At 58.6% G+C, this 23,203-nt stretch carries 23 protein-coding genes and 1 riboswitch; of the genes, 11 read left to right on the top strand and 12 right to left on the bottom strand.

Features of this window, described 5'->3' with window-relative positions; genetic code table 11:
• Window positions 1-19: 19 nt before the first annotated feature.
• Window positions 20-1,018: a DUF481 domain-containing protein gene (locus E5E96_RS13940; protein WP_171282416.1), complete on the top strand. Its 999-nt coding sequence runs from the start codon at window positions 20-22 to the stop codon at window positions 1,016-1,018.
• Between the two features lie 148 nt (window positions 1,019-1,166).
• Here the strand turns inward: E5E96_RS13940 and E5E96_RS13935 are convergent, their stop codons facing one another.
• The 3 genes from E5E96_RS13935 to E5E96_RS13925 all read right to left on the bottom strand — a co-directional run bounded on the left by E5E96_RS13935 (window position 1,167) and on the right by E5E96_RS13925 (window position 3,747).
• Window positions 1,167-1,883 carry a MaoC family dehydratase gene (locus E5E96_RS13935; protein ID WP_171282415.1) on the bottom strand — a complete coding sequence of 239 codons (717 nt, stop codon included), beginning with the start codon at window positions 1,881-1,883 and terminating at the stop codon, window positions 1,167-1,169.
• A 270-nt stretch (window positions 1,884-2,153) separates the two neighbouring features.
• Window positions 2,154-3,110 (bottom strand): 23S rRNA (adenine(1618)-N(6))-methyltransferase RlmF, encoded by a 957-nt coding sequence (rlmF, locus tag E5E96_RS13930; protein WP_171282414.1) that lies wholly within the window; start codon window positions 3,108-3,110, stop codon window positions 2,154-2,156.
• A 148-nt stretch (window positions 3,111-3,258) separates the two neighbouring features.
• Window positions 3,259-3,747, bottom strand: a complete 489-nt coding sequence (locus E5E96_RS13925; RefSeq protein ID WP_005298673.1) for a C40 family peptidase — start codon at window positions 3,745-3,747, stop codon at window positions 3,259-3,261.
• A gap of 275 nt (window positions 3,748-4,022) precedes the next feature.
• On the opposite strand from E5E96_RS13925, the gene E5E96_RS13920 reads away from it, so the two are divergent.
• Both E5E96_RS13920 and E5E96_RS13915 read left to right on the top strand, forming a co-directional pair.
• Window positions 4,023-4,745, top strand: coding sequence for a 4'-phosphopantetheinyl transferase superfamily protein (locus tag E5E96_RS13920; protein WP_171282413.1), 723 nt, complete (start codon window positions 4,023-4,025; stop codon window positions 4,743-4,745).
• Complete coding sequence (locus E5E96_RS13915) at window positions 4,742-5,590, top strand: tetratricopeptide repeat protein (RefSeq protein ID WP_171282412.1); 849 nt, start codon at window positions 4,742-4,744, stop codon at window positions 5,588-5,590. The genes E5E96_RS13920 and E5E96_RS13915 overlap by 4 nt, the downstream gene beginning before the upstream one ends.
• A gap of 142 nt (window positions 5,591-5,732) precedes the next feature.
• Here the strand turns inward: E5E96_RS13915 and E5E96_RS13910 are convergent, their stop codons facing one another.
• The gene (locus E5E96_RS13910) at window positions 5,733-5,975 is read right to left on the bottom strand and encodes an Lpp/OprI family alanine-zipper lipoprotein (protein WP_010634682.1); all 243 of its coding nucleotides are present in this window, start codon (window positions 5,973-5,975) and stop codon (window positions 5,733-5,735) included.
• Window positions 5,976-6,199: 224 nt separating this feature from the next.
• Window positions 6,200-6,853: a 3,4-dihydroxy-2-butanone-4-phosphate synthase gene (gene ribB, locus E5E96_RS13905; protein WP_011705223.1), complete on the bottom strand. Its 654-nt coding sequence runs from the start codon at window positions 6,851-6,853 to the stop codon at window positions 6,200-6,202.
• 102 nt (window positions 6,854-6,955) lie between these two features.
• Window positions 6,956-7,113: riboswitch (FMN riboswitch) on the bottom strand.
• A 198-nt stretch (window positions 7,114-7,311) separates the two neighbouring features.
• On the opposite strand from ribB, the gene purU reads away from it, so the two are divergent.
• The gene (gene purU, locus E5E96_RS13900; protein WP_011705222.1) at window positions 7,312-8,148 is read left to right on the top strand and encodes a formyltetrahydrofolate deformylase; all 837 of its coding nucleotides are present in this window, start codon (window positions 7,312-7,314) and stop codon (window positions 8,146-8,148) included.
• A 69-nt stretch (window positions 8,149-8,217) separates the two neighbouring features.
• Here purU and E5E96_RS13895 read toward each other — a convergent pair whose 3' ends face one another.
• Complete coding sequence (locus E5E96_RS13895; RefSeq protein WP_171282411.1) at window positions 8,218-9,480, bottom strand: DUF945 family protein; 1,263 nt, start codon at window positions 9,478-9,480, stop codon at window positions 8,218-8,220.
• A gap of 95 nt (window positions 9,481-9,575) precedes the next feature.
• Complete coding sequence (gene cls, locus E5E96_RS13890; RefSeq protein ID WP_011705220.1) at window positions 9,576-11,057, bottom strand: cardiolipin synthase; 1,482 nt, start codon at window positions 11,055-11,057, stop codon at window positions 9,576-9,578.
• A 97-nt stretch (window positions 11,058-11,154) separates the two neighbouring features.
• Here cls and E5E96_RS13885 point away from each other — a divergent pair, with 97 nt between their 5' ends.
• On the top strand, window positions 11,155-11,697 hold the full coding sequence (locus tag E5E96_RS13885) for a DUF1439 domain-containing protein (RefSeq protein WP_026080151.1): 543 nt from the start codon (window positions 11,155-11,157) through the stop codon (window positions 11,695-11,697).
• A 4-nt stretch (window positions 11,698-11,701) separates the two neighbouring features.
• Here the strand turns inward: E5E96_RS13885 and E5E96_RS13880 are convergent, their stop codons facing one another.
• Window positions 11,702-12,181: a GNAT family N-acetyltransferase gene (locus E5E96_RS13880; RefSeq protein ID WP_011705218.1), complete on the bottom strand. Its 480-nt coding sequence runs from the start codon at window positions 12,179-12,181 to the stop codon at window positions 11,702-11,704.
• 428 nt (window positions 12,182-12,609) lie between these two features.
• Between E5E96_RS13880 and E5E96_RS13875 the strand changes: the two genes are divergently transcribed.
• The 3 genes from E5E96_RS13875 to E5E96_RS13865 all read left to right on the top strand — a co-directional run bounded on the left by E5E96_RS13875 (window position 12,610) and on the right by E5E96_RS13865 (window position 16,284).
• Window positions 12,610-13,770 carry a M23 family metallopeptidase gene (locus E5E96_RS13875; protein ID WP_171282410.1) on the top strand — a complete coding sequence of 387 codons (1,161 nt, stop codon included), beginning with the start codon at window positions 12,610-12,612 and terminating at the stop codon, window positions 13,768-13,770.
• 194 nt (window positions 13,771-13,964) lie between these two features.
• Entirely contained in the window at window positions 13,965-15,362 is a 1,398-nt protein-coding gene (locus E5E96_RS13870; RefSeq protein ID WP_171282409.1) for an alpha-amylase family protein, read from the top strand.
• Between the two features lie 172 nt (window positions 15,363-15,534).
• The gene (locus tag E5E96_RS13865; protein WP_171283236.1) at window positions 15,535-16,284 is read left to right on the top strand and encodes a lytic transglycosylase domain-containing protein; all 750 of its coding nucleotides are present in this window, start codon (window positions 15,535-15,537) and stop codon (window positions 16,282-16,284) included.
• 123 nt (window positions 16,285-16,407) lie between these two features.
• Here the strand turns inward: E5E96_RS13865 and aqpZ are convergent, their stop codons facing one another.
• The 3 genes from aqpZ to E5E96_RS13845 all read right to left on the bottom strand — a co-directional run bounded on the left by aqpZ (window position 16,408) and on the right by E5E96_RS13845 (window position 19,123).
• Window positions 16,408-17,094: an aquaporin Z gene (gene aqpZ / locus E5E96_RS13860; protein ID WP_011705214.1), complete on the bottom strand. Its 687-nt coding sequence runs from the start codon at window positions 17,092-17,094 to the stop codon at window positions 16,408-16,410.
• Window positions 17,095-17,419: 325 nt separating this feature from the next.
• Window positions 17,420-17,941: a crossover junction endodeoxyribonuclease RuvC gene (gene ruvC / locus E5E96_RS13855; RefSeq protein WP_005298649.1), complete on the bottom strand. Its 522-nt coding sequence runs from the start codon at window positions 17,939-17,941 to the stop codon at window positions 17,420-17,422.
• Between the two features lie 273 nt (window positions 17,942-18,214).
• Window positions 18,215-19,123, bottom strand: coding sequence for a Gfo/Idh/MocA family protein (locus E5E96_RS13845; RefSeq protein ID WP_171282408.1), 909 nt, complete (start codon window positions 19,121-19,123; stop codon window positions 18,215-18,217).
• Window positions 19,124-19,310: 187 nt separating this feature from the next.
• Between E5E96_RS13845 and E5E96_RS13840 the strand changes: the two genes are divergently transcribed.
• Together E5E96_RS13840 and E5E96_RS13835 are read left to right on the top strand one after the other, a co-directional pair.
• Window positions 19,311-19,844 (top strand): DinB family protein, encoded by a 534-nt coding sequence (locus tag E5E96_RS13840; RefSeq protein ID WP_171282407.1) that lies wholly within the window; start codon window positions 19,311-19,313, stop codon window positions 19,842-19,844.
• Complete coding sequence (locus E5E96_RS13835; RefSeq protein WP_171282406.1) at window positions 19,841-20,275, top strand: hypothetical protein; 435 nt, start codon at window positions 19,841-19,843, stop codon at window positions 20,273-20,275. The genes E5E96_RS13840 and E5E96_RS13835 overlap by 4 nt, the downstream gene beginning before the upstream one ends.
• 76 nt (window positions 20,276-20,351) lie before the next feature.
• On the opposite strand, the gene E5E96_RS13830 is transcribed toward E5E96_RS13835, so the two are convergent.
• A complete protein-coding gene (locus tag E5E96_RS13830; RefSeq protein WP_171282405.1) occupies window positions 20,352-20,567 on the bottom strand; it encodes a hypothetical protein in 216 nt (71 codons plus the stop codon).
• A 469-nt stretch (window positions 20,568-21,036) separates the two neighbouring features.
• Between E5E96_RS13830 and E5E96_RS13825 the strand changes: the two genes are divergently transcribed.
• Window positions 21,037-23,160 (top strand): P-loop NTPase fold protein, encoded by a 2,124-nt coding sequence (locus E5E96_RS13825; RefSeq protein ID WP_171282404.1) that lies wholly within the window; start codon window positions 21,037-21,039, stop codon window positions 23,158-23,160.
• The last annotated feature ends 43 nt before the right edge of the window (window positions 23,161-23,203 follow it).

The raw sequence follows: 23,203 nt of genomic DNA, 5'->3' as shown, positions 1-23,203 counted from the left end.
CATGTTCACGAGGATCTTCATGAGCTACCGCATTTTTTGTCTGCTGGCCCTGCTGCTGAGCCCGGCGGTATCGGCCGACATCCTCTGGATGGACAACGGGGACCGGCTGACCGGCACCATAGAGGAGATAGGTGACCAGCAGGTGCGCATCGCGCTCCCTTACAGCGCCCCCATCACCGTCAAGCGCGAGGCGGTCAAGCGCTGGCGCATCGAGAAGCAGGACAAACCCAAACCGACCGTCAAGACCGGCATTACTCTGCTGGCCCTGACGCCGGATGACCAGAAAGCCTGGTTGTGGAGCGGCAGCAGCGATCTGAACGTCAAGCTCAAGCACAGCGACAAGCAGACCAACAACGTCAACCTGAAGGCCTCCACCGAGGTGGCCAACCTCGACTGGCGCTATACGCTGGATGGGGAGTACATCTACGAGACCGCCAACAACGTCACCAACAGCCATGAGTACCGGCTCAAGCCCATGCTGGACTTCTTCTTCGATCAGCGCTGGTTTCTACGCTCCGCCGTCGACTTTGAATACCAGATGCTGAGCCCCGACTACATGGATGTGGGTTATGTGACCGGGCCTGGTTACCGGTTCTGGAACGACAAGCGGCGACGGCTGGAGCTGATCAGCCAGGCCGGACTGGAGCGTTCCTACGTCAGGCCGGGTTATTGGGACAACTTCATCATCCCCGATATTTTCAACGACAGGATCATCAGCTATCCCCTGATGGGCCTTGGTTGGGACTACCGCCAACCCATCGCGCTCTGGTCGGAGCAACTGGAGCTGTTCAGCAAGGGCACCTACAAGCGCTATCTGGACCAGCCCTCGCCCTACATCACCCGGGCGCAGGCCGTAAAAGGCAGCCTGGGGATGCGCTACTACTTCAACGACCACCTGCGCCTCTCCTGGTCGAGCGAGCTCGATTGGGAAGATGCCAGATTAGACTATCAAGGTGTGCAGACACCCTTATCAGACAAAGAGTGGCGGCATCTGATAAGCCTGGGGGCCAGCTTCTAGCCCTCGGGGCAAGCCATGGATGCATGAGTGGCGGCGACTTAGAGGCAGCATAGGCAAGTACAACAAACGCCATCAACAAAACAGGCTCACCGAGGTGAGCCTGTTTTTTTCAATACGATTCATGCCAGCGGGTGACACCGTCACCCCGTCAGAAGTAGATCCGGGTGACCGATTCAATGACGCAGCCTGGGCGACGAATACCCTCGATCTCGACCTTGATCTCCTTGAGCAGCTCCAGCCCGCCCTTGATCGGGGTAACCCGAGCCAGCTTGGTGCGGGCGCGGATGTTGCTGTCCACCTTGATGGGGTACGGGAAACGCACCTGATCCAGGCCGAAGTTCACCACCATGCGGGCGGTCGGAAACTCGGGGGCGGCCTCGTTGATGCTGCCCGTCAATTGCGGCAACAACGCCAGGGTCAGGAAGCCATGGGCAATGGTGGTCTTGAACGGTGACTCGGCCGCTGCGCGCTCCGGATCGGTGTGGATCCACTGATTGTCGCCGGTCACGGCGGCAAACTCGTTGATCATCTGCTGGCTGACCAGCAACCACTCACCGACATGGGTCTCTTCGCCGATGCGCTCCTGCAAGGTGGCAAACAGAGTGGCTGCCTCGCCGCTGAGCTCGACGGCAGGGGTAAGCGGCACGGGCTGGCCGTTGACGGCTTGCGCCGCGCCCTGCTGTTGCTGCGTCGACTGGCTGTCGCTCTGCAAATCCAGCACCCGGCCCAGCAGAGGGTGGAGGTGTGCCTTTTGCTGAAACTCACGCCAGTAGTCGCGGATCGCCGGAGAGAGCCAATCCTTGAGCTCAAAGGGGTGCTGCGCCAGTATTTCGCGCTTGCGCTTCAGAAAATCGACAACTTTCATGTACCGATCCCTATTCGATTCAAAGCCTGTAAAGAGGTCTAACCAGTCCTATTTTATGAAAGTTTCAACTGCAAGTGCAAAAAAATCTCAGCGTACAACTGTACCGAGGATGAAAGTGATCACTAACATGCAGGCGCCAGCCCCTATGCCACAAGGGGAAAAACGATTGTCATGGGTGCCGGGTATCGACCCAGACTGGCCACTGACACCCATCAAAAAACAGGGGCATACCATCGGCATGCCCCTTGTCGTCGTCCCGCCTCAGCAGGCTCAGGTGTTATCCTGCGTCATTGGCGACCACCACTGCCTGCTGGCCGCCTCGTCCAGGAAAGACCAGGCCAGAACCCGGCTCACCTTGTTGCCCTGAGCCATCTCGAGCACCCGCACCTGACGGGCCCCGATCCGGCTCAGCCCCTGCCTGGCCGCCGGCAGGTTCTCTTTTTTTGAGACCAGCGAGCTGAACCAGAGGCACTGGCTGGCGAATGCCTTGCTTTGAGTGATCATGCTCGCCAGAAAGGCGGCCTCCCCCCCTTCGCACCAGAGCTCGGCCTTCTGGCCGCCGAAATTGAGCACCGGCTTGGCCGTCGCCGCCTTGCCCAGGTTGCGCAGCTTGCGCTCCGTACCCTTGCTCGCCTCTGCCAGCGAAGCATGAAAGGGAGGATTGCAGAGGGTCAGCGCAAAACGCTCGCGCGGCGCTACAATCCCCTGAAAGATGTCGCCAGCCTTGTCCTGCAGGCGGCATTCGATCTGGCCACCCAGCCCGTTGCTCTTGGCCAGCAGGGTAGCGGCCTTGACCGACACCGGATCGATGTCGGAACCGACGAAGCGCCAGCCATATTCGCGGGCCCCCAGCAGCGGATAGATGCAGTTCGCACCGACCCCGATATCCAGCACCCGCACACCCTTGCCGGTCGGCACCTTGCCGGCACTCTCGGCCAGCAGATCGGCCACCCGATGCAGGTAATCCACCCGCCCCGGAATGGGCGGGCAGAGATAGCCGGCCGGCAGATCCCAGTGCGCAATGCCATAGTGCAGCGCCAGCAACGCCTTGTTCAGCGCCTTGACGGCGGCCGGATCGGCAAAGTCCAGGGTCTGGGTGCCGTGCTCGTTGACGAACACGAAGGGTTGCAGCTCGGGGGTACGCTGGCAGAGCGCATCGAAATCATAGGGAGCCTGATGGCGATTGCGTGGATGCAATCCGGATTTGCGGTCGGAATGGGTCTTCATGCTGGGCCTGCCGAGGAAAACGGGCCCACACTATAGTGACTTGGCCCCGGAAAGTCTAAATGACGGCCATAAAAAACCGGGCTGTCGAGCCCGGTTCAAGTGAGGTTGGAAAAACAGTCCGTACTGCGAGCCGTTTGTCCAGCCTGACTCAGATGTCGATCCGGCGTGCCTGCCAGAATTTGCTGCGCCAGTAGGAGCTGTCGAGCTTGGAGCGCGTCACCCCGGCGCGGGTGGAGGCGTGAATGAATTCACCATTGCCCACATAGATGCCGACATGATTGAGACGGCGATTGATCTTGAAGAAAACCAGATCACCTTCGACCAGATCCTGCTTGGAAACGCGGGTGCCTTCATGGACTTGGGAGCGGGTATCACGGGGAAGTTCGATGCCGACGGCGTTGCGGAACACTTCACGGGCGAAGGCGGAACAATCGATGCCGCGCTGGCTGCTGCCGCCCATGCGGTAAGGAACACCACGCCACTCTTTGTATACTGTCAGGATTTCGTTTACATCTGGGGTTTGCGAAGCTTCCGGTTCAATAACGGGTTCCATCATGGAAACTTCAATCTTGCTCGCAACCTCGGGCTGGGGTGCCGAGGCACAACCCACCATTCCGAGCGCGACCAGCAGTAGCATCAGGTGGCGCAATCCTTTATCCCCGCAAAATAGTAAAACTTGTTAAAATACGGCCCGAACGGGCAATTTATAAGGCAACAGCACCCGACTATATCCAAGAATTCTATCGAGGCAAGCGAAAATCCCTATCGACATCACATTTCTGCAAGGAAATGCATTATTTTTCCTGATTAATGTGATCGTGGCCAAACAATATACAGTCTCGAAAGGGGCCACCCAGGCCGGATCAAACTGACTTTTATCGCTGTTTCAGCATGCTTTTTAAGTGAAAAATTATGATCTCTGTGGATCTCTATTTGTTAAAACCGGCAAACACGGACGCCGACCAGCTGAGCCTGCTGCAAACCCTGCTCTCCCCCGAAGAACGGCAGACATGGCAGTCCATCGGTCAGCTGGCACGCCGCCAGGAGTACCTGCTCAGCCGTGGCTTGCTGCGACGGCTGCTGGCCGAGCGCCTGCAGTGCCGCCCCGATGCGCTGCAGTTTTGCAGCAACCCGCACGGCAAGCCGGCACTGAGCGACGGGCGCTGGCAGTTCAACCTCAGCCACAGCGGTGACTGGCTGGCGATTGCCCTCTGTGCCACCGGCCCGCTCGGAGTGGACATAGAGATGGGTCAGCGGCGCCGCCAGATTCTGCCACTGGCCCGCCGTTTTTATGCGCAGAGTGAATATGAGTGGCTGCTCGCCCTGCCAGAGGCGGAGCAAGAGCCGGCCTTCTATCGGCTCTGGTCGCGCAAGGAGGCGGTATTGAAGGCCCACGGCGCCGGCATCGCCGCCGGCCTCGACAAGGTGCGCTTCGTGCCAGAGGAAGCGTGGCGGCTCGACAACCAACTCGATGAACAGGATTACCGGGTACAGGATTGGCCCATCGGCCGGGGCTGGCTCAGCCTGGCGGCACCGACCCTCGCCGTCAACGGCTGGCTGCTCGATGGCAGCTTGAATTCTGTGCCCATCAACCCCATGTTAACTCACACCATTTTCCAAGAGTCAGCCTCATGATCGTCGACATCCATCCCCAGAATTTCCAAGCCGCCCTGATCGATGCTTCCATGAAAAAGCCGATCGTCATCTATTTCCACGCTCCCCAGATGCCGGAGTGTCAGACCATGACTCCGCTGGTGGAAGCGCTGGTCGGCCCGGCCAATCCCCAGGTGACCCTGGCCAGGGTGGACATGAACGATCCGCAGCTGCAGCCGCTGGCTGGCCAGCTCGGCCTGCGCGCCCTGCCGGCACTGGTACTGTTCCACCAGGGCCGCCCTGACGAGCAGGCCATTCTGGAAGGCCCGCAGGACGAAGCCACCCTGCGCCACTACTTTGCCGCCTTCGCTCCCAAGGAGGAGGAGTTGCTGTTCGAACAGGGACAGCAGGCGCTGGCGGAGGGTCAGGCAGACCTTGCCTATGCCCATCTCGGCAAGGCCCACCAGCTGGCACCGGAGCGCCACGACATCAGCCTGTGGCTCATTCAGGCGGCGCTCGATCTCAATCTGCTGGACGAAGCGCAGGAGCGACTGGGCAAGATCCCGATGATCGCCCAGGACGATCACTACCAGACCCTGACATCCCGGCTGGCACTGGCCCAACAGGCCGCCGACAGCCCGGAGCTGCGGGCGCTGGAAGCCCGTCACCAGCAGGAGCCGGACAACTTTGCCCTGGCCCAGGAGCTGGCGGTGCAATACAGCCAGGCCGGCCGGCAGGAAGAGGCGCTGACGCTGCTGTTTACCATCCTCAAGCGGGATCTCGCCTTCGGTGATGCCAAGAAGACCTATCTCGACATCCTGACCACCATGGGCAGCAACCCGGCGGCGCAGAGCTACCGTCGCAAGCTCTACAGCCTGCTCTACTGATCGATGCGGAAATGAAAAACGGGGTGATGCCGAGTGTTCGGCATTGCCTTGTCAGGCGGGTATCAGCGGGGAAAACGCGGGAATTTGACGAATTTCAGGCAAAAAAAAATGGCGCATAACTGCGCCATTTTTTTCGCATGGATTACTTCTTGTAGGAAGTAGCCATGTTGTCGATGCGCTGGTTAGCACGCATAGCTTCTTGCTTGGCTTCTGCAACATCAGCAGCGATCTTGGATTGATCAGCACGAACAGCGCTAACATCTTGAGCCAGTTGGTCAACTTTGTTAGACAGATTCTGAACGGAAGTTTCCAGTTCGCTGGTGTTTGCACAACCGCCCAGCAGAGCGGACAGACCAACAACACCTACCAACAACATTTTTTTCATTTTAAAAGCTCCCTTTAACTCGCCAGACGTTTAGCAAGCGGCGTGATTATGGCACAAAAAAATCATAGTTTGGATAGGCCCCATCACAGATAAATGCATTAAAACCCTCATTTTTTTTTAAACGTACACTTTTTGTGCAAAGTTAAGCCAAAAATGAGGGTCTCTGGATGAGGTTCGCACAAAGCGTAACCAAATTTTGTGCTTATTACAATTTCGTATGAGGCTCAGGCTGAACGTTCTGACAGCAATTGACGATATTGCACCAGATCCTCGATGGTCAGCACCGGCATCTGATGCTGGCGACCGAATGCCACCAGATCCGGCAGCCGCGCCATGGAGCCATCTTCCTTGGTCAGTTCGCACAACACGCCGAACGGTTTGAGTCCGGCCAGCTGCATCAGATCGACCGTGGCTTCGGTGTGGCCGCGACGGGTCAACACCCCGCCGGTACGGGCCCGCAGCGGGAAGACGTGGCCCGGGCGGTGCAGGTCGGACGGTCTGGCGCCGTCGGCGATGGCGGCCCGAATGGTGGTGATGCGATCGGCCGCCGACACGCCGGTGGTCACCCCCTGCGCCGCTTCGATGGTCACGGTGAAGGCGGTCTGATAATGGCTGGAGTTGGCCTCCACCATCATCGGCAGTTCGAGCTGGCGTACCCGCTCATCGGTCAGACAGAGACAGACGATGCCGGAACACTCGCGGATCATCATCGCCATCTGTTCGTTGGTCATGGATTCGGCGGCGAAGATGAGATCCCCTTCGTTCTCCCGATCTTCATCGTCGGCCACCAGCACGCCGCGGCCGGCGCGCAGAGCCGCCAGCGCCGCTTCGACACGGGCAATGGGATCACCAAATTCACTGAGAAGAGACTGATTCATGGTAAGACTCCTAAACAAGACAAGGACCAGAATCAGGGCATGGAAAGGCAGACAGAGATAGGTATGCAGCGGCCGGCCCATGGGGCTTGCCTGCAATATCTGTCTTATCCTCTTTCATCCGGACTATGACCGTCGGCTCCGGCATCTCACCGGATCTGCTGACCCCGTCCCGGTGCAATACCGGGTCGGGCGCTCGCGGGCTCCCCGAGTCACATCGGGATACCGCCGGTGGGGAATTTCACCCCGCCCTGAGAATAAGCGCAGATAGCGTAAAGAAAAAAAACGCCGGATGCCAGCCCAAAACCCATCAAAGATGAATAGCGTACCGCTTGTGGCCGCATTGCATCAGGGCGCACGGCGCACTGTCTTTTCTGATTTTGTTTGTGGCATAGTGCCTGAAAAAACGCGCAGCCTGCGCAGACTCAGGCGCCAACAACACAAACGGAATCATGACAGAGATGGAAAAGAAAATACTGCTGACGGACTGCCCGGACGCCAAGGGCCTCATCGCCAAGATCACCAACATCTGCTACAAGCACCAGCTCAACATCAACAAGAACGACGAGTTCGTGGATCACGAAAACGGCCGCTTCTTCATGCGCACCGAGCTGGAAGGACGCTTCAACGACGAGACCCTGCTGGCGGATCTGGATGATGCCCTGCCCGCCGGTGCCCAGCGTCGCCTGGTCAAGGCCGGCAAGAAGCGCATCGTCATCCTGGTGACCAAGGAGACCCACTGCCTCGGCGACATCCTGATGAAGAACTACGCCGGTGCGCTGGACATGGACATAGTCGCGGTGATCGGCAACTACGACACCCTCGCCGAGTTGACCGGCAAGTTCGACATTCCGTTCCACACCGTCAGCCACGAGGATCTGAGCCGCACCGAGCACGAAGAGCAGGTACGCGCCATCATCGACGGCTACCAGCCCGACTACGTGGTGCTGGCCAAGTACATGCGGGTGCTGACCCCGAGTTTCGTCGAGGCCTATCCGCGCAAGATCATCAACATCCACCACTCCTTCCTGCCCGCCTTCATCGGTGCCCGCCCCTATCGCCAGGCCTTCGATCGCGGGGTCAAGCTGATCGGCGCCACCGCCCACTTCGTCACCGACGATCTGGATGAGGGCCCCATCGTCGAGCAGGACGTGATCCACGTCGATCACACCTTCAGCGCCGACGACATGGCCAAGGCCGGCCGCGACGTGGAGAAATCGGTGCTGAGCCGGGCACTGGAGCTGGTGCTGAACGAGCGGGTGTTCGTCTACGGCAACAAGACGGTGGTATTCAAGTAATCCCGGCCACTGAAAACAACAAAGGCTCCCGCGGGAGCCTTTGTTGTATGTGCACGAAAGCAACGTCAATCAGAGCGGCAGACCGTTGACGGTCATGGCACCCTTGTCGAGCTTGAGCTCGGCCGTCAGCTGCTCCTTGTCCGCCTTGAGGTAACCCATGGCGGCGAACTGATCCAGCATGGGCGCCAGTTGCGGCACCGCCTTGCCCAGCTTGCCGCTCAGGTTGGCGTGCAGCAGGCCGGAGAGAGCGTGCATCCCCTCTTCGCTGTTGAACAGCTGCTCGAGCGAGGTGGCCGCCAGCTTGATGTCGCCCTTAATGGCCACCGGCTCGCCATTGAGGTGAGAGCTCAAGTCCACCAGCTCCAGCGTGGCGCCACGCTTGAGCATCTTGTCCAGCGCCTGCTGGATCGCTTCCTCTTCCACGCCCTGGCCGCTGGAGGCCTGCAGCGCCTGATAGCCTTCCAGATCCAGCCCCTTCAGATTGAGGGCCAGCTTGCTCTGGGTCAGCGCCAGGTTGTCGGTCTCGTTCTCCAGATTGAGGGTGTCCACCTTCATCTGGTAGCTGCTGGATAGGGTCTGGGCATCATCCCCCGCCAGCTGGGTTTCGGTGGTCAGCCCCTGCAGGGAGACCTTGACGCTGTCCGGCAGCTGTACCGACAGCGCGGAGAGAGTCATGTCGCTGCGGGGAGAGAGCCAGATCCCGCTAATTTCGGCCATATCGGCACTGCCCTTGAGCTCGGCCAGCACCATGTCCATCTTGTTCTGCTCTTCGTGCACCGTCATGCCCTGCCAGTGGAAGGTGACGTGACCATTGCCCTCCAGATCGCCGTGATAGTCGCCCTTCATCGGCAGGAAGTTGAACTCGTCGAGCCCCTGCTTGATCTTGAACTCGTTGGCCCAGAAGCGGCTGCTGTTGCTAGCGGTCCACAGGCTGCTGACCGACTCGATGCCGAACTGCCACTGCTCCATCTTGAAGACGTTGAACACCGGCGCCAGCGAACCCTGCTTGGTGTCGAGCAGCATGTGGCTCTTGATGTAGAGCGGCAGGATGCGGCTGTTGACGATGAACTGCGCCTCGACCGGCTCGCTCCCCTCCAGCTGACCATCCAGGCTGGCCAGGGTCTGCGGGGTGACCACCACCTTCAGCACGCCATCGCGGGCAAACAGGTTGCTCGAGCTCGGCTGCCAGCTCAGTTCGACGCCGCTCTCCTGTTTCACCTTGGCGATCTGCTCGGCCATGATGCGATCGAACGTGTTGCCCGTGTACCAGCAGGCACCCAGCCCACCCACCACCAAGGCCGCCGTGACGGCCAGCGCTACTCGCTTCTTCATCTTCTTCTGTTTCTCCAGGGAGTGATTGCCGCACTCTACGGGGCCAGCTTGGGGCTAGGCAAGCGCAATTCGGCGCCTGCCGCAATTAAGTGATGTCACAACAAGGGGCTGAACAGGTAGAACATGTTCTCCATCACCTTCTTGTACCAGGGGCGTGCCCGCCACTTGGCCAGCGACATGGGGGTCGCCTCTATCATGTAGCCCTGCACCAGCTGGGTCATCTCGGCGACGAATACCGGGTTGTCGATAAGCAGGGTCACCTCGAAGTTGAGCCAGAGGCTGCGCCGGTCCAGGTTGACCGTGCCCACCAGGGCAAAGTCGTCATCCACCAGCACGCTCTTGGTGTGCAGCAGGCCGGCGTCATAGCGATAGACCTCCACCCCCGCCTCCAGCAGCTCCTCCATGAAGGCATTGCAGGCGTAATTGGCCATCAGGGAGTCGTTGCGCGCCGGCAGCACCAGCTGCACCTGCACGCCGCGAGCCGCCGCCGAGGAGAGCGCCGCCGCCAGCGGATCGTCCGGCACAAAGTAAGGCGTGGTCAGCACCAGATGGTGGCGGGCCTGGTAGATGGCCAGCAGCAGGCTCTGCTGGATGCAGTCGCCGCCGACGAAGGGGCCGGACGGAATGAGCTGGGCCCGGTAGTTGCTCTGGGGCCAGGCCTCCGGCTCGTGCTGCAGGCTGTCGAGCAGCCGCTCGCCGGTCTCCATCTCCCAGTCCCAGACGAAGATGGACCACATCAGCGGCACCATGGGCCCCTGCACCCGGATCATGATGTCGACCCACTGGCCAACCCCGGCGTTCTGCTTGAAGAAGCGGGGATCCACCATGTTCATGGAGCCGGTGTAACCGACCCGATCGTCGATCACCACCAGCTTGCGGTGCATGCGCAGGTCCTGACGCTGGAACGGGATGCGCCAGGCACCGACCGGCAACACCTCCACCAGCTTGACCCCTGCCTTGCGCAGCTTTTTCGGCCAGGACGAGCGAAAGAAGGTCTTGCTGCCCATGGAATCGAGCAGCAAGCGACAATCCACGCCGCGCGCCGCCACTTCCATCAAGGCTTCGCACACCTCGTCGGTGTCGCCGCCCGGGTGCCAGATGTAGAACTCCAGGTAGCAGGACTGGGAGGATTGGCGGATGTCGCGCACTATCTCGCGCAGGATGGCTTCCGGCTTGCTCAGGAGCGTCATCCGGTTGCCGGAGAGCATGGGCATGGCCAGCCGGCCCTGGATCAGATCGTGCAGCGGTTGGGCCTTCTCCCCTACCTCGCAGCAGTGTTGGGGGAAGAGCCGGGCCAATTGGCGGATCCAGATGGCGTAAGGGCGGTACATGGCCTGCGCCCGCTCGGCGCGGCGCCGGCCGAGGCGGATCTCGCCGAACAGCACGTAAAAACCGACCCCGGCAAACGGGATGGCATAGATGAGGGCGAGCCAGGCCAGTGAGACCCCGATGGGGCGCCGTTTCATCACCACCCGAAATGAGACCCCCGCCACGATCACGGTGTGAAACAGCAGCAGCAACCAGCCGAGGAACTGGGAAAACAGCAGTTGGATGTCGTGCTCCAGACCGTTGATCACGAGAACTCCTTTTACAGACGAGTGAAATGCGGTGGGCAGATCCCGCGAAGCCAGGATGGTATGCTGTAAAACACACCCATTCTATCAGGTCGTTAGCATGATCCTGCAATCTATGCTGCTCAGTCTGGCCATGCTAGGCCAAGGCTCATATGACATCAATGAGCAACAGATAAACCAGTACCTGCAATCCCAGGTGCAAGTGAACAAACAGCTGGAGCTGCCCGGCATCATCAAGGCCCATGTGCAGCTCGAGCAGAGCGATGTCCAGATCGGGCGCCAGAGCCCGGACACCGCCCGGGTCTATGGCAAGGGCAAGCTCAAGATCGCCCTGCCGGATCAGACCGAGTACGACGCGCGGCTGAACATGACCTATGAGGCGAGACCGCGCTACGACAAGGCGCAGAGCGCTCTGTTCCTCGACAACATGAAGTTGATTGAATACAAGCTGGAGCCGGAGGCGGCGCAGCAGAAGTTCGGTTTCATGCTCGGCATGCTGCTGCAGAGCATGGAGAAGCGGCTGGAGACCCAGCCGGTCTATCGGCTCAATGACAAGGATCCGAACCAGGCCTGGCTGAAGGAGAATCTGTTGGGGCTGGAGCTGTCACCGGGCAAGATCCATCTGTTGACCAAGCCTCAGTGAGTCGTCAGTTGTAGACCGGGGCCTTGGCCTGGCGCACCAGCAGCTCGATCTGGTAACCCTGTTCGCGCTGCTGGTCATACAGCGAGAAGAGCGGCCCCTCCAGTTCATGCAGGGGCAGGTCGGCAAAGCCGGCCTTGAGGTAGAACGGCTTTTCAAACGGCAAGGCCTGACACACCACAGGTTTGTCCTGCAGATCGTTGCAGGCATGCTGCAACAGGCGCGAGCCCAGTCCCAGCGACTGGTAGTGGGGCAGCAGACGAAAACCGCACAGGTGGTAGTAATCCTGTTCGTCGCGCAGGCGCACGGCTCCCACCAGCCAGTGGGCGTCGCGTACCACGAAGATCCGCTCGGCCAGATCCGGCACATAGTGGGAGAAAGTGGTTTCGTAGTAATCCCTGATCAGGGAAAGGTCTGCATCACAGTACTCTTCGAACGTGAGTTCCATCGCCCGCTTGCCTATCACACCCGTTCCATCCATGGCCATTCGGCCCGGTCCTCATACATTGATGTCGGTCGCAGAGATCCGACCAGATTGACGATATCACGGCTTTTAATAACAAAAAAGCCAATAACCACACCGAGTTGCATAATTTTTAACATGCCGTCAGCCGGTCTGGCCAGTGGCGATCCTATCACGGCAAGCCAGTGGCAGACACTGTTTGCGCCTCTTCCCCGCCCTTTACGGCAGCCCGCCATTTCTTGGCCCGCAACTCACTGATTTGGCTCTACAAACCCTTTTCGTAAACATTTGTTAACAAACAAATACCGCTCTCCCTCGGCATGAAAAGCCCCATTTGAATAGCAACTTTGGCATTTGCCCCTATGGTGAAGCCTTGGCATAGCCTCGCGCTATTGTTGCCCGCGTGGGTCCATCCCCACACCGACACCTCACCACTTTGCCAAGGAGTTATCATGTCCAGACCGATCCCCTCCCTGCTGATGCTGGCCCTGCTTCCCGCCGCCGGCTGGGCCGGCGACATCCATGCCCCGCTTGCCCCCTATCACTTCACGGCGCAGCAGCTTGCCGCCAGTCAGACCCCGGCCCTCCCCCTGGATGAGGCCCACTTCGTGTTCAGCGAGGCGGCCATGGCCTTCGATCTGCACGACTTTTTGCTGCAACAGGCGCCTCACCTGCTGCCCAAGGAGGAGGTGATCCTGCACTGGAGCGGCATCACCAGCCTCAACCCCCAGCTGCTGCTGGCCCTGATGGAGGCGAGCAGCCAGCTCATTTCGGCCCCCTCCGAGCAGGCCATGGCGGCGCCGTTCGCCAGGCTGGTCAAGGCCAGGGGCTTTGACAACCAGCTGGAGCTGATGGCGCGCCAGCTCTCCGAGCGCTTCTATCAGGCCCGTGCCCAGCAACAGCTCATGCAGCGCAGCGCCCCCGCCCTGGCGCCGCAGGCCGCGCACCAGGCTGCCCTCGCCAGCATGCTGAGCACGTCGGTACAGCGCCAGCTCGGTGAGCAGTGGCAGACCCTGTTCGGCCAGGACGCCATGACCTCTCCCAGCGGCGCGGCCGCCCCCGCCGCGCCGCTGGCCGGCGGCCAGTTCCAGCTGCCCTGGCGCCAGGGCTACAGCTGGAAGGCCAATGGCGCCCACTCCCATACCGGCTCCGGCTACCCCTACTCCTCCATCGATGTCTCCTACGACTGGCCGGGCTGGGGCGGCGCCACCTACACGGTCACCGCCGCCAACAGCGGCACCGTTACCGTCTTCTCCCGCTGCCAGGTGCGCGTCACCGCCCCCAACGGCTGGGCCACCAACTACTACCACATGAGCGGGATCTCGGTGCGCAGCGGCGACTACGTGGCCGCCGACACCCCCATCGGCACCTATGCCAGCAACCGCAACGAGGCGCTGTGCGAGGGAGGCTCCTCCACCGGCCCGCACCTGCACTTCTCCCTGCTCTACAACGGGGTGTTCCAGTCCCTGCAGGGGCAGCGGCTGAGCAGCTATGCCGTCAACGTCGGTGCCAGCAACTACGACGACAACTGCAACCGCTTCTGGCTCTACAACCAGCGCAATGGCCAGCGCTACTGCGCCTGGCAGCCGCTCTACAACAACGGGGTTGACTGAGCCGAAAACAGCCCGGTGAAGTGATTGAAAAGTCAGTAATGACGCGGCCTGCGCGGTTTTTTGCAAGCCGTCACAGATCTGCACAGTCCGCTTTGAAAGTGCTCACAAAATCGCCGCCCGGCGATTGCTGGCAAGACAGGCCGGTGTGAGGCTCTGGGTGCCCATCTGGGCACCCAAAACAAGGACTGACAATAATGAAACACACAGCGGGAATCTGGGCGATCGCAGGCATGCTGATCGCGCCTTTGGCACATGCCGACGTCATACTGCACGCTTTCAACTGGAAATACAGTGAAGTCACCGCCAAGGCCGATCTCATCAAGGCCGCCGGCTACAAACAGGTACTCATCTCGCCGCCCCTCAAGTCATCGGGCAACGAGTGGTGGGCACGCTACCAACCCCAGGATCTGCGCCTCATCGACACACCGCTTGGCAACAAGCAGGATCTCGAGCAGCTGATCGCCGCCATGCAGGCACGGGGCATCGCCGTCTATGCGGACGTGGTGCTCAACCACATGGCCAACGAGAGCTGGAAGCGCAGCGATCTCAACTACCCCGGCAGCGACCTGCTGCAAAGCTATGCCGCCAACCCCGGCTACTTCGAGCGGCAGAAGCTGTTTGGTGATCTGGGCCAGAACTTGCTCGCCGGTCAGGACTTCCACCCAGAAGGGTGCATCAGCGACTGGAACGATCCGGGCAACGTGCAGTACTGGCGGCTGTGCGGCGGCGCGGGTGACAAGGGGTTGCCGGATCTTGACCCCAACAACTGGGTGGTGAGCCAGCAGCAGGCCTACCTCAAGGCGCTCAAGGGGATGGGGATCAAGGGCTTTCGGGTCGATGCGGTCAAGCACATGAGCGATTACCAGATCAACGCCGTGTTCACCCCCGAGATAAAGCAGGGGATGCACGTGTTCGGCGAGGTGATCACCACCGGTGGCGCCGGCAGCAACGATTACGAGCGCTTCCTCAAGCCCTATCTCGACAGCAGCGGTCAGGGCGCTTATGACTTCCCGCTGTTTGCCTCCCTGCGTGGGGCGCTCGGCTATGGCGGCAGCATGAACCAGCTGGCGGATCCGGGGGCCTACGGCCAGGCGCTGCCGGGCAGCCGGGCGGTCACCTTCGCCATCACCCACGACATCCCCACCAACGACGGCTTTCGCTACCAGATCCTGAACCCGACCGACGAGAAGCTGGCCTATGCCTACCTGCTCGGCCGCGACGGCGGCTCGCCGCTGGTCTATTCGGATCATGGCGAGACCCAGGCCAAGGATGGGCTGCGCTGGCAAGATTACTACCTGCGCAGCGACCTCAAGGGGATGATCCGCTTCCACAACGCGGTGCAGGGCCAGCCCATGCAGCTGGTCGGCAGCGGCGACTGCTTCGTGCTGTTCAAACGTGGCAAGCAGGGGCTGGTCGGCATCAACAAGTGCGACTACGAGCAGGAGTACTGGCTCGATACCGCCAAGTTCGAGATGAACTGGTATCGCAACTACCGGGATGTGCTCGACCAAAACGCTGTGGTCAACGTGCAGAGCCAGTGGGTGCGGGTCGCCATTCCCGCCCGCAGCGCCCGCCTCTGGCTACAGGAGTAAACCGGCCACTGCCGCGCGAGGCCGCCACCGGGCGGCCTCTTTATTTGCTCTGCCGCCGCTATTTTCTCGGCCGAGTGCACGGGTCGGTCAGGGCGGGCTTGTTCTGCCCGCGCCGTGATGCTTTACTCAACAAGGCTAACGAGGCTGAAGGAGCAAGCCGTTGAAAGCATGGATGTTGATGGGATTGATCCCGCTGTTTTCCGCACCCGGCTGGAGCCAGGCACCCGCCCCGGCCGAGGTGGTGATTCTCACCGCCGAGCCGCCGGCACCGCCCCCCGCGACGGCGCCCGTCACCCTGCACACCCCGGGGGTTCTGCCGCCCCCCGAGCCGGCCAGCCCCCCGCTGCCGCCCGGCACCCGCCAGATCCAGGTCTACAAGTCGGTGCAGAAGAACGGCGTGGTACGCTACTCCGACATGATGCCGGAGCAGGGTCACTACGAGCTGCTGCTGTTCAATGACTGCTACGCCTGCGACCCCGACTCCAAGGTCAACTGGCACACCACCGGCCTGTTTCTCTATGACTACGCCAGCACCATCCAGGCGGCGGCCAAGGCCTATCAGGTGGAGCCTGCCCTCATCCGGGCGCTAATCCACGCCGAGTCCGCCTTCAACCCCCTCGCTGTGTCCCGCAAGGGGGCCATGGGGCTGACCCAGCTGATGCCGGCCACGGCGCGGGAGCTGGGGGTGGGCAACGCCCTGCTGGCGGAGCAGAACATCTTTGGCGGGGTGAAATACCTGGCGGGGCTGCTCAAGCAGTATGGCGGCAACGTGGCACTGGCCACCGCGGCCTACAACGCCGGTGCCGGCGCGGTGCAAAAGCATGGGGGCATTCCCCCTTATGCTGAAACTCGCGCCTACGTAGAGCGGGTGCAACTGCTGCGCCAGCGCTACAAGGACATGTTGAGCGCCAAGGGGCTGTGACCCCTTCCCTCTTTCACCCTGCAACGCAACCAGCCGGGCCTTTGCGGCCCGTTTTCGTGCCCGCCAGAAACGAAAAAACACGCCCGGGGGCGTGTCGATACCACACTTTGTTGCCCTGACGGATCAGGCTTTGGTCGCGATCGCGCGATAGGCCAATGCACCCAGAATGGCACCGACGATGGGCGCAACCCAGAACAGCCACAGCTGGCCCAGTGCCCAGTCCCCTACGAAGAAGGCCACACCCGTGCTGCGCGCCGGGTTGACCGAGGTGTTGGTCACCGGAATGCTGATGAGGTGAATGAGGGTCAGGCACAGGCCGATGGCGATGGGAGCAAAACCGGCCGGGGCCCGGCTGTCGGTGGCGCCCATGATGACGAACAGGAAGAAGCCGGTCATCACCACTTCACACACCAGCGCTGCCAGCATGCTGTAGCCGCCTGGGGAGTGCTCGCCATAGCCGTTGGAGGCAAAGCCCGCCGCCAGATCGAAACCGGCCTGACCGCTGGCAATCACATAGAGCACCGCCGCTGCCGCAATCCCGCCCAACACCTGAGCGACCATGTAGGGCAGCACGCCGGAGGCCGGGAAACGACCGCCGGCCCAGAGCCCGATAGTCACGGCCGGGTTCAGGTGACAGCCAGAGATATGGCCGATGGCGTAAGCCATGGTCAGCACGGTCAGACCGAACGCCAGTGCCACGCCGAGCAGGCCGATGCCTACGTTCGGAAAGGCGGCGGCCAGCACGGCGCTGCCGCAGCCCCCCAGCACCAGCCAGAAGGTGCCCATGAATTCAGCTGCAAAAGGTTTCACTTCTCAACTCTCCCAATGATGGATGAAGCGGGAGCCTGCGGCTCACCGGGCCGCACCACGCGGCCGGCGCACATTATGGGAGTCCCGATCGGGCAAGCGAAGGGAAGCGATGAAGGCCGAAAAACGTGACTTGCGTCACAAGTTGTTGATTAACTGAGAAGATTGTCGTTAGCGTCCGGGCGGGCTGCGCCTCGCGGCAGGCAGGCAGTGCGACAGCTTGTGACTCTGTTGGGGCTTTTGCCGACAGCCGCCGCAACCAGAGGGGCAACCAACCGGCACAGGGCCGCTTCCCTGAGATTGCCGGTATCAGACCGGCAATATCGGCTCAGCGGTAACGACCGCGCACCGATCCCGTGCTGCGCCCGGCCATCTTGATCAGGATCTGGCGAGTATGGAAGTGGCAGAGCGCCACCCCGAGGGCATCCGCCGCATCCGCCTGGGGAGTGGCCGAGAGCTTGAGCAGGTGAGTCACCATATGCTGCACCTGCTCCTTGGCGGCGCCGCCGGTGCCCACCACCGCCTGCTTGATCTGGGTGGCCGAGTATTCGCTCACCGGCAGCAGAGCATTGACCGCCGCCACGATGGCGCTGCCGCGAGCCTGACCCAGCTTCAAAGCCGAATCGGCATTGCGCGCCATAAAGACCCGCTCGATGGCGAACTCGTCCGGTTTGAACTGGGTGATGATCTCGCTCACCCCGTCATAGACCTGCTTGAGGCGCGACGGCAGCTCACCCAAATCGGTGCGGATGCAGCCCGAGCCCAGGTACTCCGCCTTGCCCGCCACGATGCGAATGACCCCGTAACCTGTGATGCGCGAACCCGGGTCTATCCCCAAAATGATGCTCATGGACGGGCCACCCTGGCCATCATGGCGGGGATCCGCTCCCGTTTGGCAAGGGCGGCCAGCCGGCCACCCCGTTTCAATAGCTGGTTCATCACACTCTGTCGCTCTGCTGGCAGTTCATGGCCGCCAAGATAGCAAACAAGCGCCCGCTTGGCTTGCCCGGCAGCGCCCCCGCCAATCAACTGCGCAGGGATGCGCCATCTCATACAGTGGTCCGGCGATTTTTTCGCCCGCAGCCCCACCGATGGCCCGAACAAACCGGTGCGACGATCACCCTCACTCCCCCGCCAGAGCCACCAGTTGCTCTGCCAGCCGGTGGCTGTGCAGGTAACTCTCAATCAGCGCCCCGTCGGCCCGCCCCGCTTCAATCTGCTGATACCAGTGAGCCAGCATGGCGGCAAAGCCCCGTTGGGTAAGCACCGACTGCCAGTCGTCGGGGGCCAGGGTCTGCACGGTTTTATCGCGGGCCAGGGTGCCCCGGGTGCAATTTTCGATATGCAGGGAGAGGTTGTCGCCATAGGCATCGATGCGCTCCTCGGTGAGGCCGGCGCTGCGGTTCATGCTGCCGCTCACCGCCACCTGCCCGCTCTGCCAGGCAACGCTCACCCCGGCCAGCAGCTCGGGTTGACGGGCACAGCGCCGCAGCACCGCATGCAGATCCCCATCAGGCGCGCCGCCGTAGTAGCAGAGGCTGTCGAGCACATGGATGAAGTCGTCGAACAGAAACGAGCGCGGCGTCCCCGGCAGGGCGTGGCGGTGCTTTTGCCAGTTGAGCTCGGTAAGCGGCTGGCCGCGGGCCGCGCTCATGGCGGGCAGATAGCGGCGGTTGAAGCCGACAAACAGCGGGCGGTTCTGCGCCAGCGCCAGGTTGGCGAGCTCCTCTACCCCGGCAAGAGTGTCGCAGAGCGGCTTGTCGACAAAGGTGGGGATGCCGGCGCGCAGGCACTGGGCAGCCAGCTCAAGGTGCACCGCGGTGGCGGCGTGGATCATCACCCCGTCGGGGCGGCTTGCCAGCAAGTCGCCCAGCTCGGTGAAGCACTCCGCGATCCGGTACTGACGGGCCAGCTTAGCCAATACCGCTGGATTGCGGGTACAGAGCAGCGGGGTGACTCGCTCGTCACTGGCAAGCAGCGGCAGATAGGCTTTCTGGGCGATATCACCCAGACCTACGAGGGCAATGCGCATGGGGACTCCTTGTGGCGGCGGGTTATGGGCGCCGTTTTATCCGGCAACGGCTGACAGGGTAGCATCCCCGCCGACCCGGACACAGCCGATGGCTGGCCCAACCCCGTCCTCTGCCGGGGGAGTGTCATTTTTGGCTCCATCTGGCTAAGATGCCCGCTTTTGGACATAAGAAACGCCAAGGAGTGCCATGCCAAGCTCAACCCTGCTCTCGCTGTTTCGCTACAAGGCTTGGGCCGATGGCGAACTGCTCGATGCCCTCGCCACCCAGGATGCCGCGCAAGATGGCGAGGCTCACCACACGGCACTGCGCATCTTCAACCATATCCATGTGGTCGATGCCATCTTCAAGGCCAATCTGCTGGGGGAACGGCACGGCTTTACCGCCACCAATACCCCCGAGACGCCGACCCTGGCGATGCTGCGCAGCGCCATCGGCAAGCTGGATGCCTGGTATCTGGATTACGTTGCCGGCCTGAGCCAGGCAGATGGCGAGGCCATGCTCTCGTTCAACTTCGTGGATGGCGACCAGGGGCAGATGAGCCGCACCGAGATGCTGCTGCATCTGGTGACCCACGGCGGCTATCACAGGGGGGCGATCGGGCGGCTTCTGGTGCAGTGCGGCATCACGCCGCCGCGCGATACCCTGACCACCTTTTTGCATCGCAGCGAACCCGGGCGGCGAGGCGATGCCACCCTGGCAGATGGCGAGGCCCGCCCATGAAACGTGCCTGTCTGCGGCTCACACCGCTGCTGCTGATCGGGCTGCTGAGCGGCTGCGCCGCCGCCATCGATCACTACTCGGGGCGCTTTCGCAATACTCTGGTGTCGGGGGAGACCCGCGCGACCATTCGCACCGAGCTGGGCGAGCCCCAGCTCTGCCAGCAGGCCGCCTTTCTGACCGAGGATAAGGTGCAGGGTTGCGATCGCTTTACCGTACTCGGCAAGATCCACAAACGCACTGACGGCAATGGCCAGGCCACGGCGAGCGCCGTGACAATGGGGTTGGGGGAGCTGATCCTGATACCCATGACAGTGGCCGGCGTGGCGGCGGATTACACCGAGCGACACACCCTCACCGTCTATTACGACCGGGACGATCACTATCTGTTTCACACCCTGCTCAATGGCAAGGGGCAGGAGGTGTGGCAATAAGGGGCGATAAAGCGGAACGCTTTGCTGCCCCATGGCAATGTGACAGCCGTTTGCTGGATGACTCGGGGAGATCCCGTCAAGATTGCTCCCGGCAATCCAGCCACTTGCCCACTCTGGCCCCCAGCTCGGAGCAGAGCAGCGCCGTCACGGCGGCCCAGAGCATCTGACTGCCATCAAAGCCCACCTGTTTTTCAAAGAAAAAAGGCACCAGCAGATTGAAGCCGATGATCCCGAGCAGCAGCCCAAGGCCGCTGCCCACCTTCTCCCTGCGGGATCGCGTTTTTATTGCCATCTGATTTCCCCTGATTCTGGGATACCCGCTGCAGTATGTTCAGGGAACAATCCATTATCCCTCCTCACTCCTTTAAGCAGCCACCAAGATAGCAAAGCCAGCGCCACCTGACTGCTTTTGGTTGTGTGATAATGCGCTTTGATGACATAGCTCAAAAAACGATAATTTTCTGATGGTTGTGTCAGTTCTGATGCTCGCCTCAGTAGTCTCGTTTGACTTACCATGACAATTCAGAACCTGTTGAGCTGTAATGGGTTGCTGCCAGCGCGGGTCAAGGGAGCATATTGGAAGCTGTAATTCACGGGCGGTAGCGTGAGATTCGGGGGCGTTAAGCTTTGCTCAGAAAGATGGGTGTCCCAGATTCAGCCTGCTCTTACCCTGGAAAGGTGGGTGCCCCAGATTTCCGCCACAAGATTTATTGCTTTAATTATTCAATTGCTAGTCACAACAATCCAATACAGGCGAAAACATGGGAAAATATCACAACGATCAGCCTATTCATGGTGGTTATAATGATCCAGACTTATTGAACAGGGCTGATTTCGCAAACAACCTTGCAAACATCTTATTATTAAATCATGGAGAAAGCAGCCTGACTGTTTCCCTAGAGGGTGAATGGGGGTATGGGAAAACATCCGTAATAAACCTTGTAAAAGGTGCCCTAAATGAAAAAGATAGTTTCCCAATAATCGTTGAATACAATCCATGGCTAGCAGGGAAACCAGAGTCCTTAATTCAGGATTTTTTATTGCAACTTTCTGCCCAATTAAATATTAGAGATGCATCAGAAGACACATTAAAAGCATCCAAGGAATTGATTGCTTATTCTAGCTTATTCAATGTTGCCAAACTGGTCCCTGGAGCTGAACCTTGGGCATCAATAATTGGAAATGTTTTTTCAAAGTTCGGGAATGCAACGAAAAAAATTGCAGAACTAAAGAAGCTTGATTTACTTGGCAAAAAGCACAGTGTCATCAAAGCAATTTCAAAGATCGATAGACCCATCGTTGTTATTATCGATGATATTGATCGGCTAACGCCAGTAGAAACATTTCAAGTTCTCCGACTAGTCAAAGCAGTCGCAGATTTCCCAAGTACATCGTTTTTGTTAGCCTTTGATCCTAAATACCTAACTTCTGTGCTAGATAAGAATGATATAATTAATTCTCATGAGTATATAAATAAAATTATTCAACTCAGAGTCCCCCTGCCTGTAATATCTGAAAAAGGAATGAATGAATTAGCTAGCCTTGAACTTGAAAATCTCAATCAGATAAATCTAACCAAGCATTTCGAGCAAGACCAAGAGAGGCTAAGCTGGATTTATCACATGTATTTCAAACATCTCATTAAAAACCCAAGAGAACTAAAAAGATGTTTTAATCATTTGCGATTTGTATTAGAACAGATTGAGGGCCAAGTATGTTTTGCAGACTTATTTTCTTTATCCATTATTTCAACTAAAGCAAATGCTATTTACGAGCATATAAAATGTACACCTGAAGCATATATAGGAAAGAGATTTGAAAACGATGGTTTGATGATGGATAAAGAAAGTGATGTAGCAAAGCGATTTGAAAGTGAGAGGGATAATTTACTTGGAAATTTTAATGCAAGCGATCAAACACTGATATCTGGACTAATAGGCGATATATTTCCTTTAATTAATGGCGATAGATACTCACATTATAGTGTTTCAGATGGTGATGCTGCTGGACGGGTGTCATCTCCACAGCGATTATATGTAGCATTCCATTATAAAACTCCAATAGGATATATATCTGACAAGGATATACTAAAATTCATAAATGGAGATATTGATAGGATTGAATTCATCAATGAATTACTTAAAGATGATGCAGATGAACGTTTCTTTGAAATGATGATGAATTATTCAGCAAAATGTAAAAAAGATAGCTTTGATATTCTAATTAGTATATATGATTGTTTTCTAAATTCAGAAAAACTTAAAATATCTCTTGAAAGTAATTATGGATTTCTATCAAAAGACATTTATCGCCAGATAAACTGGCTTACAAATAAAATTATCTCTGATTATGAACATAAGTATTCACTCATAAAAAAACTGATCGAACGAGAAAATAGTGCTCCGTTCGGTGGGGATGTGCTGTATAAAGTGAGAGAGCAATATAATGGAGAATACCATGAAACAAAATGGATCAGTGAGGCTGAACTAAAAGAGATGGAAGAAATATTTCAATCTGTAGTTATTCACGCCCTCTCAACTAAAAAATTCATTAATAATCACTTAGAATCTCACATTTTCTTTGAGCTAAAACGGTCCTCTAAAACAAAAGCAGCTCATTATATCATTGATACTTTAAATTCTTATGATGGTATTATTAGAGTTGCTGAAATTATAGGTAACTCAGGTAGTGACTCTACTAATGGACCCTATGTAAAAATTGAGAAAGATGACTTTTATGACATGATCAATATCGAAAGATTAAAAGAACATGCCATGAATATAAACTTAGAAACACAACCTATTCATATTCAAGCAGTCATAAAGAGTATTATTGATGGAAAAAAATACTATTTAAGAGATGGTAGCTTGGGAGAAATGTGGTAACAAAATAAACTCCACTGTTAGAACCTCTCTCATATAAAAAGGC

The organism is Aeromonas sp. 1805, from assembly GCF_013085525.1.
GTDB classification, from domain to species: domain Bacteria; phylum Pseudomonadota; class Gammaproteobacteria; order Enterobacterales; family Aeromonadaceae; genus Aeromonas; species Aeromonas hydrophila.
Note: the sequence above shows the minus strand (reverse complement) of the source record. Positions and strands in the feature narration are given on the sequence as shown.

Excerpts from the sequence above, each read along its gene's own strand:
- E5E96_RS13940 (WP_171282416.1), top strand. The coding sequence starts at position 20 with ATGAGCTACCGCATTTTTTGTCTGCTGGCCCTGCTGCTGAGCCCGGCG.
- E5E96_RS13935 (WP_171282415.1), bottom strand. The coding sequence starts at position 1,883 with ATGAAAGTTGTCGATTTTCTGAAGCGCAAGCGCGAAATACTGGCGCAG.
- rlmF (WP_171282414.1), bottom strand. The coding sequence starts at position 3,110 with ATGAAGACCCATTCCGACCGCAAATCCGGATTGCATCCACGCAATCGC.
- E5E96_RS13925 (WP_005298673.1), bottom strand. The coding sequence starts at position 3,747 with ATGCTACTGCTGGTCGCGCTCGGAATGGTGGGTTGTGCCTCGGCACCC.
- E5E96_RS13920 (WP_171282413.1), top strand. The coding sequence starts at position 4,023 with ATGATCTCTGTGGATCTCTATTTGTTAAAACCGGCAAACACGGACGCC.
- E5E96_RS13915 (WP_171282412.1), top strand. The coding sequence starts at position 4,742 with ATGATCGTCGACATCCATCCCCAGAATTTCCAAGCCGCCCTGATCGAT.
- E5E96_RS13910 (WP_010634682.1), bottom strand. The coding sequence starts at position 5,975 with ATGAAAAAAATGTTGTTGGTAGGTGTTGTTGGTCTGTCCGCTCTGCTG.
- ribB (WP_011705223.1), bottom strand. The coding sequence starts at position 6,853 with ATGAATCAGTCTCTTCTCAGTGAATTTGGTGATCCCATTGCCCGTGTC.
- purU (WP_011705222.1), top strand. The coding sequence starts at position 7,312 with ATGGAAAAGAAAATACTGCTGACGGACTGCCCGGACGCCAAGGGCCTC.
- E5E96_RS13895 (WP_171282411.1), bottom strand. The coding sequence starts at position 9,480 with ATGAAGAAGCGAGTAGCGCTGGCCGTCACGGCGGCCTTGGTGGTGGGT.
- E5E96_RS13885 (WP_026080151.1), top strand. The coding sequence starts at position 11,155 with ATGATCCTGCAATCTATGCTGCTCAGTCTGGCCATGCTAGGCCAAGGC.
- E5E96_RS13880 (WP_011705218.1), bottom strand. The coding sequence starts at position 12,181 with ATGGCCATGGATGGAACGGGTGTGATAGGCAAGCGGGCGATGGAACTC.
- E5E96_RS13875 (WP_171282410.1), top strand. The coding sequence starts at position 12,610 with ATGTCCAGACCGATCCCCTCCCTGCTGATGCTGGCCCTGCTTCCCGCC.
- E5E96_RS13870 (WP_171282409.1), top strand. The coding sequence starts at position 13,965 with ATGAAACACACAGCGGGAATCTGGGCGATCGCAGGCATGCTGATCGCG.
- E5E96_RS13865 (WP_171283236.1), top strand. The coding sequence starts at position 15,535 with ATGTTGATGGGATTGATCCCGCTGTTTTCCGCACCCGGCTGGAGCCAG.
- ruvC (WP_005298649.1), bottom strand. The coding sequence starts at position 17,941 with ATGAGCATCATTTTGGGGATAGACCCGGGTTCGCGCATCACAGGTTAC.
- E5E96_RS13845 (WP_171282408.1), bottom strand. The coding sequence starts at position 19,123 with ATGCGCATTGCCCTCGTAGGTCTGGGTGATATCGCCCAGAAAGCCTAT.
- E5E96_RS13840 (WP_171282407.1), top strand. The coding sequence starts at position 19,311 with ATGCCAAGCTCAACCCTGCTCTCGCTGTTTCGCTACAAGGCTTGGGCC.
- E5E96_RS13835 (WP_171282406.1), top strand. The coding sequence starts at position 19,841 with ATGAAACGTGCCTGTCTGCGGCTCACACCGCTGCTGCTGATCGGGCTG.
- E5E96_RS13830 (WP_171282405.1), bottom strand. The coding sequence starts at position 20,567 with ATGGCAATAAAAACGCGATCCCGCAGGGAGAAGGTGGGCAGCGGCCTT.
- E5E96_RS13825 (WP_171282404.1), top strand. The coding sequence starts at position 21,037 with ATGGGAAAATATCACAACGATCAGCCTATTCATGGTGGTTATAATGAT.